Raw genomic sequence first — 15,645 nt, 5'->3', positions numbered from 1 at the left:
TTGACACACCCTCGCCGGACATCTAGATTCCGACCAGCGTTCACTAATGATGAACGCTGTTCGGAATCACCTGCGAGGAGGTGAGGCGCCGGGCGGCATCGCCCCCCGGCGGCGACCATGGAAGACAACAGCCGCCCGCAAAGACTGCTGGCCGAGATGCTCGGCACGGCGATGCTCGTGTTCATCGGTGTCGGCTCGGTGCCGGCCACCCTCATCGTGGGCGGCGACGCGCCGTTCACCATGGCCCAGCTCGGCATGATCTCGCTGGCCTTCGCCACCGCGGTCGTCGCCGCGGTCCACATGATCGGGCACATCTCCGGCTGCCACATCAACCCGGCGGTCACGCTCGCCCTGGCCGTGACCGGCAGGACGCCCTGGCGCGAGGTGCCCGGCTACCTCGTCGCCCAGGTGGCCGGCGCGGTACTCGGAAGCGCGGCCATCGTCGGCGTGCTCGGGGACAAGGCGATCGACGCGGGACTCGGCATCGCCCAGTACGGCAAGGACGTCGGCGCCGGCCAGGCGTTCACCGCGGAGGCCATCGGGACGTTCCTGCTCGCCCTGGTCGTGTTCGGCGCGATCGACCACCGCGCGCCCGGCGGCTTCGCCGGCGTCGCCATCGGCCTGGCGGTCTTCGCCATCATCATCCCGGTCGCGCCCGCCACCGGTGCCTCGATCAACCCCGCCCGCACGATCGGCCCGATGCTCGTCGGCGCGGCCGGCGGGACCACCGTCCACTGGGGCCAGCTCCCCGTCTACCTGGCCGCCGAGATCGTCGGCGCCGTTGTCGCCGGTTTCCTCTACACGGCCGTGCTCAACCGAACCCCTGAAGCCGCACGCGCCGGACGTCCCGCGGCCGCGCAGGCGGAGAGCGAGGCACTCACCTCATGAAGAAGTTCCTCAATAGCCCCGACACCGTCCTCGGCGACGCCCTGGCCGGAATGGCGGCGGCGCACCCCTCCCTCCGCGTCGACACCGTCAACCGCGTGATCACCAGGGCCGAGCCGGCGCGCGCGGGCAAGGTCGCGCTGATCTCCGGTGGCGGCTCGGGCCACGAGCCGCTGCACGGCGGCTTCGTCGGCACCGGGATGCTCGACGCCGCCTGCCCCGGGGAGGTCTTCACCTCCCCGGTGCCCGACCAGATGCACGCCGCGGCCAAGGCGGCCGACAGCGGCGGCGGGGTCGTCTTCGTCGTCAAGAACTACACCGGCGACGTGATGAACTTCCGGCTGGCCGCCGAACTCGCCGAGGACGACGGCATCGAGGTGCAGACCGTGCTCGTCGACGACGATGTGGCCGTGCAGGACTCGACCTGGACCGCGGGACGGCGCGGCACCGGCGCCACCCTGTTCGTCGAGAAGATCGCCGGAGCCCTCGCCGAGCGGGGCGCCGGCCTCGCCGCCGTCGGCGACATCGGCCGCCAGGTCAATGCGGCCACCCGGTCCTTCGCCGTGGCGCTCACCGCGTGCACCACCCCCGGCGCGGGCAAACCCGGCTTCGAGCTGCCCGACGACGAGATGGAAGTGGGCGTGGGCATCCACGGGGAGCCGGGCCGCAGCAGGCAGAAGCTGCAACCCGCCCGCGAGATCGTCGCGGCCGCGCTCGACGCGATCCTCGGCGACCTGCCCGCGCGCCCCGACACGCGGACCATCGTGATGGTCAACGGCCTCGGCGGCACTCCACTCATCGAGCTCTACCTGCTGTACGGCGAGGTGGCGGCCCAGCTCGCCGACCGCGGCGTGCACATCTCCCGCAACCTCGTCGGCAACTACGTCACCAGCCTCGACATGGCCGGAGCCTCCTTCACCGTCTGCCAGGCCGACGACCGCATGCTGGAACTGTGGGACGCCCCGGTGAACACCCCCGCCCTGCGCTGGGGGCCCTGAACCCGTGACCCGGTGGGGCACGCGCGCCCGCGGGCGCGCCGTGGCCCCACCCCGCAGCCCGACCGATCACACCGGTGCGGCACCGCACCGGCGCCCACAGCAAGGAATCAGCGTGGACACAACCTCCGGCGGCTTCGACAGCGCCACCGCCCTGGCCTGGGTACGCATGATCGCCGCGGCGATCGAGCGCGACGCCGACCAGCTCACCCAGCTCGACTCGGCCATCGGCGACGCCGACCACGGCGTCAACATGCAGCGCGGTTTCGCCGCCGTCATCGCCGCCCTCGACGGCCGCGACTTCACCACGCCCGGAGAGGTGCTCGTCACCGCCGGGACCACCCTGATGTCCACCGTCGGCGGTGCGGCCGGGCCGCTGTACGGCTCGGCGTTCCGCGCGGCCGGCAAGCAGCTCGCCACGACGACCGCCACGGCCGACCAGCTCCTGGACGGCCTGCGTTCGGGTGCGGAGGCCGTCCAGCGGCTGGGCGCGGCCCGTCCCGGCGACAAGACCATGATCGACGCGTATCTGCCCGCCGTGGACGCCTTCGCCAAGGCCGTCGCCGTCGGCCACACCCTGGCCGAGACCGCCGCGGCCGCTGCCGCCGCCGCCGAGGACGGGATGCGCGCCACCATCCCGATGATCGGCCGCAAGGGACGCGCCTCCTATCTGGGCCCGCGCGGCGAGGGCCACCAGGACCCCGGTGCCACCTCCCTGGCCCTGGTCTTCCGCGCCCTCGCCGAGGCGGTGCGGCCGTGACGGCGCGGGCGGCGGCGTTCACCGGTGCGGTCGCCGCGCCCGGGGCCGCCCTCGGACTCGCCCGCCGCACCGACCGGACGGCCGAGGCGCACCTGCCGCAGCGCCGCCCCGCGGGCGACCCGGTCCAGCTGGTCACCGACGCCTTCGCGGCCGTCGCGGCGGACCTGGCGCGGCTCGCACGGGAACTGCGCCACCGGGGACAGCCCGAAGCCGCCGACATCATGGAGGTCACCGGGTACATCGCCGCCGATCCCGACCTCCTCGCGGACGCCGTCCGGCACGCCTCGCACGGCACGTCGGCGGCCGCGGCGATCGAGCGGGCCGTCGGCCGGCACGCCGACGCGATCGCCGCCCTCGACGACCCGGTCCTCGCCGAACGCGCCGCCGACGTCCGGCAGGTGGGCCGGCGCGCGCTCGCCCGGCTGGACGGCCGCGCCGCGCACACCCCGGCCGGGCCCCTCGTGCTCATCGCCCGAGAGATCGGCGCCGCCGACCTGCTCGACGCGCGGACCCCGGTCGCCGCCGCCCTCTCGGTGACCGGCGGCCCGAACTCGCACGCCGCCATCATCGCCCGGTCCCTGTCGATCCCCCTCCTCGTCGGCCTCGACCCCGCCGTCCTGGACCTCCAGGACGGGGTCGAACTGCTCATCGACGGTGAGTGCGGGCTCGTACGGCCCGACCCCTCCCCGTCGGAACGCGAGGCGGTGCTGGCCAGGCTGGCACGCCTGCGCGACGAGCGGGCGGCCTACCTCTCCGAACGCGACCGGCCGGCGCGGACCGCCGACGGCCACCCGGTGACGCTGCTGGCCAACATCGCCACCCCTGCCGACGCGCGAGCGGCGCTCGAGGTCAACGCCGACGGCATCGGCCTGCTCCGCACCGAGCTGCCCTTCCTCGACGCGCCCCGGTGGCCGACCCAGACGCTGCACGCCCGCGCCCTGAAGCCGGTCCTCGCCGATCTCGCCGGACGTCCGGTGACCGTACGCACCCTCGACTTCGCCGACGACAAGCTGCCGCCCTTCCTCGCCGCCCAGAACGCCACCGAACGGCTCGGCCGGGCGATGCCGCACATGCTCGCCGCCCCCGACGCCTTCGGCGCGCAGTTGCGCGCCATCCTCACCGCCGCGCCCCCAGGCACCGGCCTCACCATCATGATCCCGATGGTCGCCGACCTCGCCGAGCTGAACGCCTGCCGGCGTCTGCTCCACCAGGCCGCCGCGGCCGTCGACGTCCCGCCGCCACCGCTCGGCATCATGGTCGAACTGCCGCAGGCCGTCGAACGCGTCCACGAACTGGCCGCGGCCGCCGCGTTCATCTCCATCGGCAGCAACGACCTCACCGGCCAGATCCTCGGCCTCGATCGCCGCGACCCCGCCGCCGGACCCGCGATGACCGCCCATCCGCGCGTGCTGACCGCGATCGCCCGCGTCGTCCAGGCCGCCCACCGCCACGGCCGCACCGTCTCGGTCTGCGGCGACGCCGCCGCCGACCCCCTGGTCATTCCGCTACTCCTCGGCCTCGGCGTCGACTCCCTGTCAGCAGCCCCCGCCGGCATCGACGAGATCCGCTACCGCATCCGCCGCCTCCGCATCGCCGACTGCGCCGAAATCGCCAGGACCGCACTGGGATACAACACCGCCGAACAGTCATGGGCCCTGGTCCGCGAACGCGCCTGGCTCTGACCCGGCCGCCCCACCATGGCTCAATCGTCCAGGTCGGAGCCGACAGGGCGGATTCGCCGAGGGGCTGATCATCCGGGATGCCTCGGTGGACTCCACCGTGGCCCGGGCGCACCAGCACGCCGCTGGTGCGCGGAAAAGGTGACCACCGCGACTTCACGCAGATCACGGCTGGCTCGCGGACCGGTGGCCTTCGGCTCGTTCCTGGAGTGGGGCCCTGGCCGCCGGGCAGTTCGACCGCGACTACGCCACTCAGCACGCTGCGATCAACGTCGGCATCGACACGGCTATGTGCGCTGACCACCAAAGTTCACCGGGTTGAGTGTCCGATACCGTCCCAGCCCTTGACCTTGACGCCGAGGTCAGGGTTTAGCGTCTCGAGCGTGGAAGAGACGAATACCCTTCATGGCCGAGCAGTGCTGGTCACCGGTGGAGGCACCGGGATCGGTCGAGCGACAGCGCGGCAGTTCGCGGCCTGGGGCGCCGAGGTTCTCATCGTCGGCCGGACTGCCGGACGCTTGGCGGAGACAGCCGGGGACCATCCGCGCATCCGGACGTTCGTTGCCGATGTCGCCGAGCCGAACGCGCCCGCCGATATCGTCGCCGCAACGCTGGAGGCGTTCGACCGCATCGATGTCCTGGTCAACAATGCGGCGATCACTCGTCCGGCTCCACTCGGTGCGATCGATCGGAAGGTCGCCCAGGAGCAGCTCGCCACGAACCTTCTGGCTCCAGTGTTCCTCGCCCAACATGCTCTGCCGCATCTGGAGGCCGGCGGCACCATCGTCAATGTCACGTCCAACCCGCCCCACTATGGCTGGCCGAACAATTCGGTCTACGGATCGACGAAGGTGGCTCTGGATTTCCTGACCCACACGTGGGCTGTCGAACTCGCGCAGCGCGGTGTTCGTGTTCTGTCCGTGGCCCCCGGGATAACGGCGACACCGGTGCTGAGCCATGCCGGTTTCTCCGACGAGCAGATCGCCGCGGCGGGCAAGGAGCTTCAGGCCCGGATCCCGCTCGGGCGTATCGCTCGACCGGAGGAGATCGCCTGGTGGATCGTGAACGCGACGCGCCCCGAGGCCGGTTACCTCACCGGTACGATCATTCGTGTCGACGGCGGGCTGAGCGCGGCTGGATGAAGATAGGGCAATGCTGATCGGAGAACTGGCGAACGAAGCAGGAACCACCATTCGCGCACTCCGGTATTACGAACAGCAGGGCTTGCTCCAGGCCCGGCGATTGCCGAACGGTTACCGGGAGTATGACGAGACGTCGATCGGCCGGGTGGGCAACATCAAACTGCTGCTCTCACTCGGTTTCACCGCCAACGACGTCCATGCCTTCCTGGCCTGTCTCGATCAGAACATCGCCGATGGTCCCCTCTGTCCCGCGAGTGCGCGGGTCATCGCCCGGAAGCTCACCGACGTCGAGGGGAAGATCGCCGCGCTGGGTGTCGTCCGCAAACGTCTCGTCGACGTACTGGCCCAAGCCGAAGGCTAGCCTCGATCTTTCACAGGCTCGGTCGGGCTGCGGAGCGACCCGACCGATCCTTGTCGCCGTAGACACCCGCAAACGTCCACGATCGGCAGATCCGTCAACACCGGGGAACGCGAACTGGTGCGGCGGGGGCGGTGGCCAGGTCGGTGCCGCACCGCCGGATCGCCTCGATCCGGTTGGGGCTTCGTCGGTCGCTGGGAGTAGGACCAGCGACTCATGTGCGCTTTTAACGGCTCTAACTAGGGTCGACCTCATGCAATCAACGGGAATCGCTCATCGCGAGGTGCCGGAGCGTAGGCGCCACACTCTGGAACGGCTCGCTGCCGAGCGGGATATGTGGGTGTCGACAGCTCACCCCGATCACGGCCCGCACCAGGTGCCGCTGTGGTTTTCGTGGGATGGGCGAGCGGTATGGATGTGCACCAGCGCAACCGCTGTGACTGTGCGTAACGTCCGCGAGGAGCCGCGTGTGCGCCTGGCCCTGCCGGACACTTTCGACGTGGTGCTTCTAGAGGGGGAGGCGGAGTGCTTCCCAGACCAGGACGTGCCCGAGGACGCTGCGAACGCGTTCGCCGGCAAGTTCGGATGGGATCCGCGCGCCGAGGACGGCCCTTTTGTATATGTACGCGTGGAGCCGAAGACAGTGCGCGCTTGGCGGGGGGAACCAGAACTGCGCGGCAGGGTCATCATGCGCGACGGGGTGTGGCTGGGGTAGCGGTCGTCCTGGTGGACGTTTTCTCCCTCAGGGTCGGACGGCCGCTCGAAGCACTCATAAGTCTGATGGGCGGATGGGTGAGGTAGTGGACCGTTCACCCGGCGGCCACCGCGATGGCCCAAGCGATGTACAGGGCGTTGACCACCAGCCGGGCGGCCACTCCCACGGGTCGTTCGAGCAGGCGGGGCCGGTCTCGGCGGGCATGCCACAGGGCGTCGAGGTGCGACGGTAGATAAGCGGTGATCAATACGGCGGAGGCCCAACCACCGGCCTGTCTACAGACGAGCAGGAGCCCGCCCACGGCGATCTCCGCGGCACCGCTCAGTGCGATGATGGCGCTGGCAACTCCGAGCCAGCACGGGACCAGCGAACGGAAGTATCCGGGAACGACGAAATGCGCGACCCCGACCACGATCAGGAAGGCGGCCAGTGCAACGGCGGCGAGAGCATGCATGCATCAACCCTCTTCCCGGCCCCGCACGCACGGCTTGAACGAAACGACCGCCTCCTCCTTGCTCCCGGGCTCACGCTCTTCAGCCAAGGCGGGCCCTTCCACGTCACCGAGCACCGGCACCCGGCCTTCAAGATCGTCTTGCCGTTCGGCGGCCAGGTGACCGTGCATCCGTCCGGCGACCGTCCGATCACCGCGCCCGGTGTGATCGTGCCGCCCCAGTACGCCCATGCCTGCTCGACCGACTCCGGCTTCGCGGCCCTGTTCATCGACCCCTGGCTACTGCCGTCCGCTCTTGCCCCCACCACGCTGGACGCCGGCACCGTCCGGCGCCTCCTTGACGCCTCGTGCATGGCCGAGGTCACCGGCCTCACCGGGCAGGGTCCGGAACTCGACCCGCGGGTGGTGCGTGCCCTCCGCGCCTGCCCCGGCGAATCCCTGGCCGCCATAGCCGCCGAAGTAGATCTCTCCGCGTCTCGGCTGCGCACACTCGTCCGGGCGGCCGTCGGCATCCCGCTCGTGCGGCTCCGCCAGTGGGCCCGCTTGAAAACCGCGGTCTTCGCCCTACCGCACGCATCGGTCGCCGCCACCGCCGCCGCCAGCGGCTTCGCCGACCAGGCCCACCTCGCCCGGACGAGCCGGACCATGCTCGGCCGCACCCCTGCCTCACTCCGCTGACGCCGCCGTAGCACGTTCACCTGCCGGGCCGCGTCGGCCCTATTCTCGGCCTCCGAGCAGATTTCGCCGACACGGCGTCGATGGCAGACCTGGCCGGCGTTGAGGTGCGCGGCCCTGGAAGCTGTGACGATCGGCATCTGTCCTGACCCCGCTCATCGAATCGCCTCGCTGCTAGGTCCGAGACGCACGCCGGGTGGCCAACACGACCTTCCCACCTTTGTCCGTGAGCTTCCCAGTCGCTGTCGTTCAACGAATCACGCCCCGCGGCCGCTGCACCGCCGCGCGACTGCGGCCGTGCCGACGGTGATCGGCCCGCCGCTACGAGGCCGAGCCGATCTTCTGCGTTCCCCGGGACTCGGCGATCAATTCAGGGTGTAGCCGCCCTTGATCAGGGGTGCGTCGGCCGCTGGAGCCATGCACCGCGAGAGTTCGCCTTCTCCGGGAAGGGGGGCTCCGCTCAGCCCGATCCGGCTGGGGCCGGCGTTCCGCCCAGCGACGTAAAAGCTGATCCCCATGCGTGTGTGTTCTTTCAGCATGTCCTCCCAGGGTCCACCGGGCGTGACCCGGTTGAGCGTGCCTGTGACGGTCGCGGTGGGTCCGCCGGTGGTGAGGCAGTCCACCTTCAGATCGCCCCAGTTGGTGAACCAGGTCCCGTCCGGCAGCTTGAACCGGTGGGAGATCCGGAAGGTCCCCCACGATCGTGTGGGCCGCCAGGCGCCGTTGGGATCGAAAGTGGCGTGCGCGTCGACGGTGACCTGGATGTCGTTGTCGGGTGCTGGGAAGTACATCCTGGCCCAACCCTTGAGGTGGGTGGCCTTGGCGCCCACGGGTGGGATGCTGCTGTGGGCGCGCTTCGCCGGGGCGGGCGCGTCGGCCGCCGCCCATCCCGTTTGGGACGCCGCGGTGATCCCGACAATGATGGTGGCGGCGAGGCCGATGGCGACGGCCGACCCCAGGGCGAATGTGCGGCGGTTCCCGTTGCTCATGTGTGCACTCCGATCGAGGACGTCATGTCTTGCTCTTCGAGCTTCTCGACCGGCGCACGACCGCGGTTCCCCCTTCCGGGGGATCATGATCACTCCTGCGGGTGAACGTGCGGCCGGAAAGCCAACGCTTACCTGGACCGTCGAGGATGCCGCGGACAGAACTTTGGATGCGCTTCGTATCAGCACCAGCGGGCTTGTGATTGGGCTCGCGGGCGGACTTGGGCGCGGCGTGGGGCCGGGCTCGCGGCCGGACTCGCCGCTGACTACTGGCAGCCCCGGTCGGAAACGAGAACCCGGATCGGCCGGGTTCGCCGGTCCAGGTCGCCGGGTGGAGCGGAGATGGGCGGCGCACAGTGCGAGGGCGGTCAGGCCGGTCAGCGCGTAATAGTTGCCGAAAGGCAGGTCGGCACCCTGCCGGGCGTACTCACCAGCCGCCTCGCGACTCGGAGATGAGCCACGACGCCCTCCGGTGTGCGGTTCACCCTCGGGCCACGGCGGAGAACTCTGCCTTCCTCGCCTGGGCGGAAAAGTCTGGACCGCTGCGCAGCGCTTCCCCATCGGGGCACGGCGGCGGGTGAGCCCGAGCGGGAGAGGTCAAGGCCGGGGCAGCATTCCGGTGACCTGGGCGAAGTCGTGGACTACGGCGTTGTCGGTGCCGGTGGGCCAGACGGGGGCGCAGATCACCGGCGGCAGGCCGGACACCGGCACGGTGACGACGTGCGGGTTGTCCGGGCGCACCGCGGCGACCGTCAGGTGGATGGCGTCTCCGGCGGCGACCAGGACGATCGCCTCCTCAAGCGAGGCGGACCTGTGCTGGTGCACCCGGCGCAGCGGGGCACCTCCGGGGGTGGCCGGCGGTATCCACAGGTCGGCGAGCCTCTGCGGCATGCCGCTCGGATACAGGATGTCTTGATTGGCCAGTTCCTCGGCGTCGACGGTGACACGCCGAGCCAGGGGGTGCCCGGCCGCCACCAGCACCGCGCGTTCCTCGCGCAGCCAGGCGGGGCCGACGGTGAACCCCATGGCCTCCACGGGGGCGGGGTCGGCGGGCAGCCAGCCGACGAAGACGTCCACCGGCCAGTCGTCCCCCCAGCGGGACGGGTCGGTGTTGGGGTGCGCGGAGCGCACCAGGGCGCAGTGCGGCTGGGCCCGCTCGAACGCCTGGATCGGCCCGTCGACGACGGAGCCGGGCAGGCTGGTCGCGACGCCGACGCGCAGCACCTCGGTGCCCGCGCCGCTGCGTGCCTCCTCCAGCGCCCGTTCCATCCGCTCGTATGCGGGGCGCAGTTCGGCGCGCAGACGTTCGCCCAGCGGCGTCAGCCGGACCCGCCTGCTCGTCCGCTCGAACAGCGAAGCGCCGACCCGGCGTTCCAGCGCGCGCACCGCCTGGCTCACGCGAGGCGTGGACACGCCCAGCCGCCGGGACGCGCGGCCGAAGTGCAACTCCCGGGCGACCTCCAGGAACGCCTCGATCTCGCGGATCTCCATGCGCCCATTGTGACGCCTGGCTTAACGACCATGGCGCGATCGGTCATTGATCACCCTCGCCCGCCCGGCCAGCCTGGAAATGCTATGGGACTCGAAGAACACATCCCCGGGGACTTCCTGCTCACGACCGTCGAGAAGGCGGCGGGGCTGGCGCGCGCGTCATCGATGTGGCCGATGACGTTCGGCCTGGCCTGCTGCGGCATGGAGCTGATGGCCGTCGGCGATCCGCGCCACGACTTCTCACGGTTCGGCATGGAACGAGCCTCGGCGACGCCGCGCCAGGCCGACCTGATGGTCGTGGCTGGACGGGTGAGCCAGAAGATGGCCCCGGTGCTGCGGCGGCTGTACGACCAGATGGCCGCCCCCAAGTGGGTCATCGCGATGGGCGTGTGCGCCTCGTCGGGCGGCATGTTCAACAACTACGCCGTCGTGCAGGGCGTCGACCACATCGTGCCGGTCGACATCTACCTGCCCGGCTGCCCGCCCCGCCCGGAAATGCTGCTCGACGCCATCGTCAAGCTGCACGACAAGGTGCGCAACACCAGACTGGGCGCACACCGCCGCACCGAGGTCGTCCAGCAGGAACGGGCCCGCCTCACGCAGCTCCCGCTGATCGACATGCGCTCCACCGCGGAGTAGGAGGCGGCCGACGCGGCGACGCGCTGGTCGGGCCGGGGGAACCCTGCGCCGGCGGGCCCCTGGGGAGGTCAGGAGCCGAGAGACCCACCGACCAGTGGTCCTCGGCGCCTTTGCCGGTCGGGCCGAAGAGCCGGCACCGACCCGGCGGCATCCCGCCGAGCACGCGCGCATCATCATCGACCCGAAGCACATCCCTGCCCGGCGTCCTTGCCATCCGGCTCGCCCGTCGCGGCCAGGTCGTCATCGGCCAGATCGATCCCGCTACGGCGGTTCGCCTCCCAGAGCCTGGGGCGGCCGCGAGTTACGGGACAGCGCGGTGGAACCAGCCGATCAGATACCGGGCCACAGCGGTCATCGTCTGCATGCGGAAGTGGACCTCGCGCGAGGTGGTCGTGCCCGGGTGCGGCCCATTGGTATGCGTCATTCACCGCAGGCCGCGGACGAGGCCGCCGCCCTCTCGCTCGGGCAGGTGGCCGTTGTCTCTGAGATAGGCGATGGCCCTGCTGCCGTCGCCCTACTGATTCTGCGTGAATCCCTTTGGTCGCCGCCGAGTGGATGATCATCGACTCCGGTATCGCGCGGATCTGCCCATTGGCCGCCTCGAAGCTCTGCTCGACGAAGTTGGCGACCGCCTAGCGGTGGTGGTTGAGCAGGCCCTGTTCGAACCGCCTGCCGACCGTCCAGATTGCTTCGACACGGTGATTTGGCAGGGAAGCAGAGCACCGCCGCCAAGAAGGCCCGCGCCGCCACGCGTCAGGGCGCCAAGTACACCGCTGCCCTCCGTGAGGCCAGCGGCCTTCACCCTTCCGCCCCACCTCGCCCCCCCTTCGACGACCAAGCGCTGGCCGAGGGTGAACGCCTGGCCGTGGAGGGCTGCGAGCGCTTGCGGCTGCGGGCGCGCTGCTGCCGGTGCGCATGGCCGACCCGACCCCGAGGTGGCTCAGGCGCGGATGCAGGCCGAGGAGGAGGGCCCCCAGTGGCGGCGGTGGGCGTCGGCGGAGGCCACCGTCGACGGGTAGTGCTGCGCGAGACCCGGTACGGGCCGAACCGCCAGATCGCTCGCGCCTACACCGCGCACCGCGGTGACTACGCCCGCGCTGACCTCGCTGAACGGTGCGCGTCGGTTCCTCCTCGGGACGTTAAGTGGTTCGCTGTGCAGTTCGGTGAGGCGTCGGTGCGGCCGGCTCTCGAAGCGCAGGAGCCTGCCGTCTCGTTCGGGTATCAGCCCCGCAAGCCATGAGGAGAGCGCGCAGATGAGCGGCGGTGCACCGTTCAGGGTGCCGGTGGAACGCCTCACCCGGGCATCAGCGAGCCTTTCAGCGTTCCGCTGTGGCTTGCGACCAGGCAGATGATCAGCCTGTCATGGGCTTCCCAACCGCTCCGCGTCGGCTGCGCGCTCCTTGCCCACAACGGTGCGCGCGGCTCCGCGGCGCCGAAGGTCATGGCCCACAGCGTCCGGCAGCCCTTCTTCGCAGTCGTGGTCTCCGCCCGCTTTCCCGGCCATTCGTCGCCGGGCACCGTGAAGACCCCCAGCACCTGGACTTCGTGGTCGGACCCGCAGCCGATGAGCTGCTCGTCTTTGTCCAGCCGCCACTTCTCGACGCATTCGCCGGCCCTGAGCCCGCCGATCTCCGTCGAGCCCGCGGACCGCGCTCGGGCGGGCCTTTGCCCATCGGCATGCTGGAACACGCAGGCCAGCCCGTGGTCGCCGGTCTCCCACGTCTCGCGGCGAGGACGCTCGAAGAGCACTTTCAGTCCGTCGCCCGGACCATCGCCCGGCAGGAAGCCGGTCCCCTTCTGGCAGGCCCTCTTCGCCTCGGCTACCAGCGCCGCATCGCCTGGGTAGCGGGAACCGGCCGCTGTCGTCACGGAGCCGATCTCGCCCTCATGAGGGCTCGCACACGGAGTCTTGCCGACGTACATGCCGGTGACTCCTTCCTCCAAGGCGGTGAAGCAGTCACCCGCACGCAGTGTGGTGACCCGCTGCCCGGCCGGTCGCGTGATTGCCGCACCGCCGTCGTTGTCGTGGACCACGACAGCGATGGCGGTGAAGGCGACGGACCATGCTGCGGACAGGGCCAGGGCGGTGATGGCCAGGCCCTTGCCCTTCTCACCGCGGCGGCCGGACTGGAGGAGGGCGATGATGGCGAACCCGATGGCGAACACCACCAGCCCGACGAGCCCCAACACCAGAGCGGCCTTCGCGCTGGTGTTCCTACGACGCGTACTTGTCGCCCCTGCGGGCGTCCCTTGCGTGGTCGACGCCGGAGCCGACGTCTGTGCACCCGCCGGCGTGACCTGCGGACTCGTGGCGACCGGCGCGTTCTCGACTCGCCCATCCGGCGCCGCCCAAGCCGGCGTCGAACCTGAAGATGGCGCCGCTGCTCCGCTGTCTCGGCCCTGGCCGACGGTCTCCGGCAGGCCGCCGTCGGTGGCAGGACGCCCGGTCTCCGCCGGAGGCCCAGCGGTCTCGTCCTGCGCGCTCAACCGGGCATCACCGAATGCGTCAATGAGCCATGCCGCGCTGCGACAAGGCAGAAGACCAAGCGCTGTCCCATCAGCCACTGGTCGTTGCGGGGGCGCGTGAATCTCTCCAGAACGTCCGGCGGATCGGTTCCGAAGACCCGAATCGCGCGTTCGGTGCAGCTGGCCATCATCTGCTTCGACGTCGGGTACGTCTCGCGGTGGAACTTGATGATCGCGTAGACCTGGACCTCGTGCTTCTCATCGCAGTCGACGATGGCCTCGTTGCCGCCGCCGTCCCATATCCTGACGCAGTCACCGGGAATCAGATCGGAGAAGTACTTCGGCTGCTTCTGCAGGATGTCGGCCATGTCCTGTGGATAGCGGAGTACGCACACCACATCATGGTCTCCGTGCTCCCAAGCCTGCCGGTCAGGGCGATCGACGTAGATCTTGAATTCGTTACCGCGCCCTTCCTCGAACAGGAGTGCGTCGCGGTTGCGGCATTGTCCAACGGCCGTCGTGGTCAGTGCCGCATCTCCCGGATACGGCGTCGGGGGCAGCGTGACTCTCGCTCCGATCTCGCCGCTGTGAGGCTGGGTGCACGACGCTTTCCTGACGAATACCCTCGTCACCCCCGCTAAGAACCCGGTGAAGCAGTCACCGGTATTCAGGGTGGAGGCCCGCGGCTCGCCCCCCTGAGCGACGGGATCGGGTGTGGCACGATCATCTTTGCCGCCGAGTACGAAGATGAGCGCCAGGGCGAGCGCGGCGAGCCAGGCGGTGGAGACGGTGAGGGCCCCGATGGCCAGGGCCTTGCCCCGCTCGTGACGGCGGCGCGTCTGGACGAGCGCGGTGACGGCGAAGGCGACGGCGAGGATGCCCAGGCCGAGGATGCCGGTGACCAGCGCGGCGATCGCCAGCCGGTTCGTCGGCGCGGGTGCCTGCGCGGCGGGTTCGGAGGACGCCCCGGCGCCCGGTGCCGGCGGCGCCGGTTCGGGACCCCGGGCGTCGTGCGCTTTCACTCTGTGCCGCGGCCTGAGGGGCCGCGCCCTCGCCGTCGGCGGCCTCGCCGCGTCCGCCGCCTGGATGAGCCCGGCGACGAGCGCGAACGGATTGGTTCGGCGGCGGCCGGGCGCGGATGGCGGGGGCGGGGAGAACCCGGCGGGAGCGACGCGAAGGCGGCGGCCTGCTCCGGTGGCGGAGGGGCGGCGGTGCCGATGTCCGAGGAGGCCCAGGCGTCCGTGGCGGACGGTTGGCCGGGGGCCTCCTGGACGTCGTCAGCGTCCGGTGGCGTTGTCACAGTGGGAAAGTACGCGATCAAGGTCACGAATCGCGCATGTCCGGCGGCCGTCGCCTAGCCGTGATCATAAGCCGCCGGCCCGCCGGCACCCGAACGCGAAACGGGCGGCCGCGCCGGAGCATGAAGGAATGCGGCCGCGGGAGGTCTGGAACCGATCGGAGTGGGGCCGCAGCGCCGATATCGTGCTCAACGTGACCTCTGCGCTCGTGCCCGTCCGGGGATGGCCGTAGCGGGCGTTCAGCTCGGCGGCCCGCGCCACGCGGCGGTCCGGTGGTGGCTCCGGCTCACTCGAACGTGGTGGTCGGTCCATCGGCTGACCCATCACCCTTCACCTTGGTGGTGGACGTCCAGCGCCGTCGATTCACCGACCGATCGCAGCGGCGCCCGCCTTCAACGCGAGCTGGTCGGCCTCCGCCTTCTCGGCCAGCTCCTTACCGACCGCCAGGCGCATGACCGCCTGGTAGATCAGGCCCGCCCGCATTGGTCGACACGCCCGACCCCAAGGCGCCCAGCCAGACGGTGCGGACACCAGTCCCGGCGAGGACGCTCACCCCGGCGGCAACGGCGCCCGGGCCGACCGCACTTGGCGGGTGTGGGCATTCGTACCGCTCCGGAGTGCGGACGAGGGCCCATGACCCGCTGGCCCCGCTGGAGCACCCTCTACAACGTCAACGTCCCCTGGGCGCCCTTGGACTGCCCTGCTCGCAGAGTTGATCGGCCTGCGCACCGCGCGACCGGCGCCCGGCGACGTGGAGTTCCTGGCCCGGAGCCCGGGCGTCCCGGGCCGGACCTCTGCCAGCATTTGGCCCGGGAGGATGCGCTTCACTGGGACCGCGGGCTTCTTGCCGGTGCGCCCGTGGCGGACGCCCGGGCGCGGCGATGACGGGGGCACAGCGGCCGTCAATGATCGCCGAGCCGCGCTCGGTGATGGTGATCCGGTCGCCGTGGCACCGCACACGGGATGGGTGTCGAAGTACGCGGCGGCGGATCCGCCGGCGGAATCGACCCCCGGATAAATGCGACCGGCCCGAGAACCGCGATCATCGAGCACCGCGGGGCTCCGCCATGCGGCGGGAGAACCGGGGCGTTTTCGGGTTCACCCT

At 70.8% G+C, this 15,645-nt stretch carries 14 protein-coding genes; 9 read left to right on the top strand and 5 right to left on the bottom strand.

All coding sequences use genetic code 11. From position 1 onward, the window contains the following. Positions 1–117: 117 nt before the first annotated feature. The 7 genes from ABT299_RS06500 to ABT299_RS06470 all read left to right on the top strand — a co-directional run bounded on the left by ABT299_RS06500 (position 118) and on the right by ABT299_RS06470 (position 6,534). Positions 118–888, top strand: coding sequence for an MIP/aquaporin family protein (locus tag ABT299_RS06500; protein ID WP_500250013.1), 771 nt, complete (start codon positions 118–120; stop codon positions 886–888). After that, on the top strand, positions 885–1,883 hold the full coding sequence (gene dhaK, locus ABT299_RS06495; RefSeq protein ID WP_500250012.1) for a dihydroxyacetone kinase subunit DhaK: 999 nt from the start codon (positions 885–887) through the stop codon (positions 1,881–1,883). The genes ABT299_RS06500 and dhaK overlap by 4 nt, the downstream gene beginning before the upstream one ends. Before the next feature lie 112 nt (positions 1,884–1,995). Then, positions 1,996–2,640: a dihydroxyacetone kinase subunit DhaL gene (gene dhaL, locus ABT299_RS06490; protein ID WP_500250011.1), complete on the top strand. Its 645-nt coding sequence runs from the start codon at positions 1,996–1,998 to the stop codon at positions 2,638–2,640. Continuing rightward, positions 2,637–4,322: a putative PEP-binding protein gene (locus ABT299_RS06485; protein ID WP_500250010.1), complete on the top strand. Its 1,686-nt coding sequence runs from the start codon at positions 2,637–2,639 to the stop codon at positions 4,320–4,322. Before dhaL ends, ABT299_RS06485 begins: the two co-directional genes overlap by 4 nt. A gap of 380 nt (positions 4,323–4,702) precedes the next feature. Beyond that, positions 4,703–5,461: an SDR family NAD(P)-dependent oxidoreductase gene (locus ABT299_RS06480; protein ID WP_347256562.1), complete on the top strand. Its 759-nt coding sequence runs from the start codon at positions 4,703–4,705 to the stop codon at positions 5,459–5,461. Between the two features lie 10 nt (positions 5,462–5,471). Next, positions 5,472–5,822: a MerR family transcriptional regulator gene (locus ABT299_RS06475; protein ID WP_190853569.1), complete on the top strand. Its 351-nt coding sequence runs from the start codon at positions 5,472–5,474 to the stop codon at positions 5,820–5,822. 250 nt (positions 5,823–6,072) lie between these two features. Next, positions 6,073–6,534, top strand: a complete 462-nt coding sequence (locus ABT299_RS06470) for a pyridoxamine 5'-phosphate oxidase family protein (protein ID WP_500250009.1) — start codon at positions 6,073–6,075, stop codon at positions 6,532–6,534. A gap of 94 nt (positions 6,535–6,628) precedes the next feature. On the opposite strand, the gene ABT299_RS06465 is transcribed toward ABT299_RS06470, so the two are convergent. Further along, complete coding sequence (locus tag ABT299_RS06465) at positions 6,629–6,946, bottom strand: DoxX-related protein (protein ID WP_500250008.1); 318 nt, start codon at positions 6,944–6,946, stop codon at positions 6,629–6,631. On the opposite strand from ABT299_RS06465, the gene ABT299_RS06460 reads away from it, so the two are divergent. Beyond that, positions 6,929–7,663, top strand: a complete 735-nt coding sequence (locus ABT299_RS06460; RefSeq protein ID WP_500250007.1) for a helix-turn-helix domain-containing protein — start codon at positions 6,929–6,931, stop codon at positions 7,661–7,663. The genes ABT299_RS06465 and ABT299_RS06460 overlap by 18 nt on opposite strands. 362 nt (positions 7,664–8,025) lie before the next feature. Here the strand turns inward: ABT299_RS06460 and ABT299_RS06455 are convergent, their stop codons facing one another. Further along, complete coding sequence (locus tag ABT299_RS06455; protein ID WP_500250006.1) at positions 8,026–8,649, bottom strand: hypothetical protein; 624 nt, start codon at positions 8,647–8,649, stop codon at positions 8,026–8,028. 594 nt (positions 8,650–9,243) lie between these two features. Further along, positions 9,244–10,137 (bottom strand): LysR family transcriptional regulator, encoded by an 894-nt coding sequence (locus tag ABT299_RS06450; RefSeq protein WP_387028281.1) that lies wholly within the window; start codon positions 10,135–10,137, stop codon positions 9,244–9,246. 84 nt (positions 10,138–10,221) lie between these two features. Here ABT299_RS06450 and ABT299_RS06445 point away from each other — a divergent pair, with 84 nt between their 5' ends. Beyond that, on the top strand, positions 10,222–10,776 hold the full coding sequence (locus ABT299_RS06445) for an NADH-quinone oxidoreductase subunit B (RefSeq protein WP_190853578.1): 555 nt from the start codon (positions 10,222–10,224) through the stop codon (positions 10,774–10,776). Positions 10,777–12,069: 1,293 nt separating this feature from the next. On the opposite strand, the gene ABT299_RS06440 is transcribed toward ABT299_RS06445, so the two are convergent. Together ABT299_RS06440 and ABT299_RS06435 are read right to left on the bottom strand one after the other, a co-directional pair. Then, positions 12,070–12,966 carry a DUF4190 domain-containing protein gene (locus ABT299_RS06440; RefSeq protein ID WP_500250005.1) on the bottom strand — a complete coding sequence of 299 codons (897 nt, stop codon included), beginning with the start codon at positions 12,964–12,966 and terminating at the stop codon, positions 12,070–12,072. A gap of 293 nt (positions 12,967–13,259) precedes the next feature. Beyond that, entirely contained in the window at positions 13,260–14,264 is a 1,005-nt protein-coding gene (locus ABT299_RS06435; protein ID WP_500250004.1) for a DUF4190 domain-containing protein, read from the bottom strand. Positions 14,265–15,645: the final 1,381 nt, after the last annotated feature.

Origin of the sequence: Spirillospora sp. NPDC000708, from assembly GCF_040299565.1 — a bacterium.
GTDB lineage: Bacteria > Actinomycetota > Actinomycetes > Streptosporangiales > Streptosporangiaceae > Spirillospora.
The sequence above is the reverse complement of the archived record's forward strand: the minus strand, read 5'-3'. Positions and strand labels throughout refer to the sequence as shown.

Bases quoted from the DNA above. Each gene is read 5' to 3' on its own strand.
- ABT299_RS06500 (WP_500250013.1), top strand. From the start codon at position 118: ATGGAAGACAACAGCCGCCCGCAAAGACTGCTGGCCGAGATGCTCGGC.
- dhaK (WP_500250012.1), top strand. From the start codon at position 885: ATGAAGAAGTTCCTCAATAGCCCCGACACCGTCCTCGGCGACGCCCTG.
- ABT299_RS06475 (WP_190853569.1), top strand. From the start codon at position 5,472: ATGCTGATCGGAGAACTGGCGAACGAAGCAGGAACCACCATTCGCGCA.
- ABT299_RS06470 (WP_500250009.1), top strand. From the start codon at position 6,073: ATGCAATCAACGGGAATCGCTCATCGCGAGGTGCCGGAGCGTAGGCGC.
- ABT299_RS06460 (WP_500250007.1), top strand. From the start codon at position 6,929: ATGCGCGACCCCGACCACGATCAGGAAGGCGGCCAGTGCAACGGCGGC.
- ABT299_RS06455 (WP_500250006.1), bottom strand. From the start codon at position 8,649: ATGAGCAACGGGAACCGCCGCACATTCGCCCTGGGGTCGGCCGTCGCC.
- ABT299_RS06450 (WP_387028281.1), bottom strand. From the start codon at position 10,137: ATGGAGATCCGCGAGATCGAGGCGTTCCTGGAGGTCGCCCGGGAGTTG.
- ABT299_RS06445 (WP_190853578.1), top strand. From the start codon at position 10,222: ATGGGACTCGAAGAACACATCCCCGGGGACTTCCTGCTCACGACCGTC.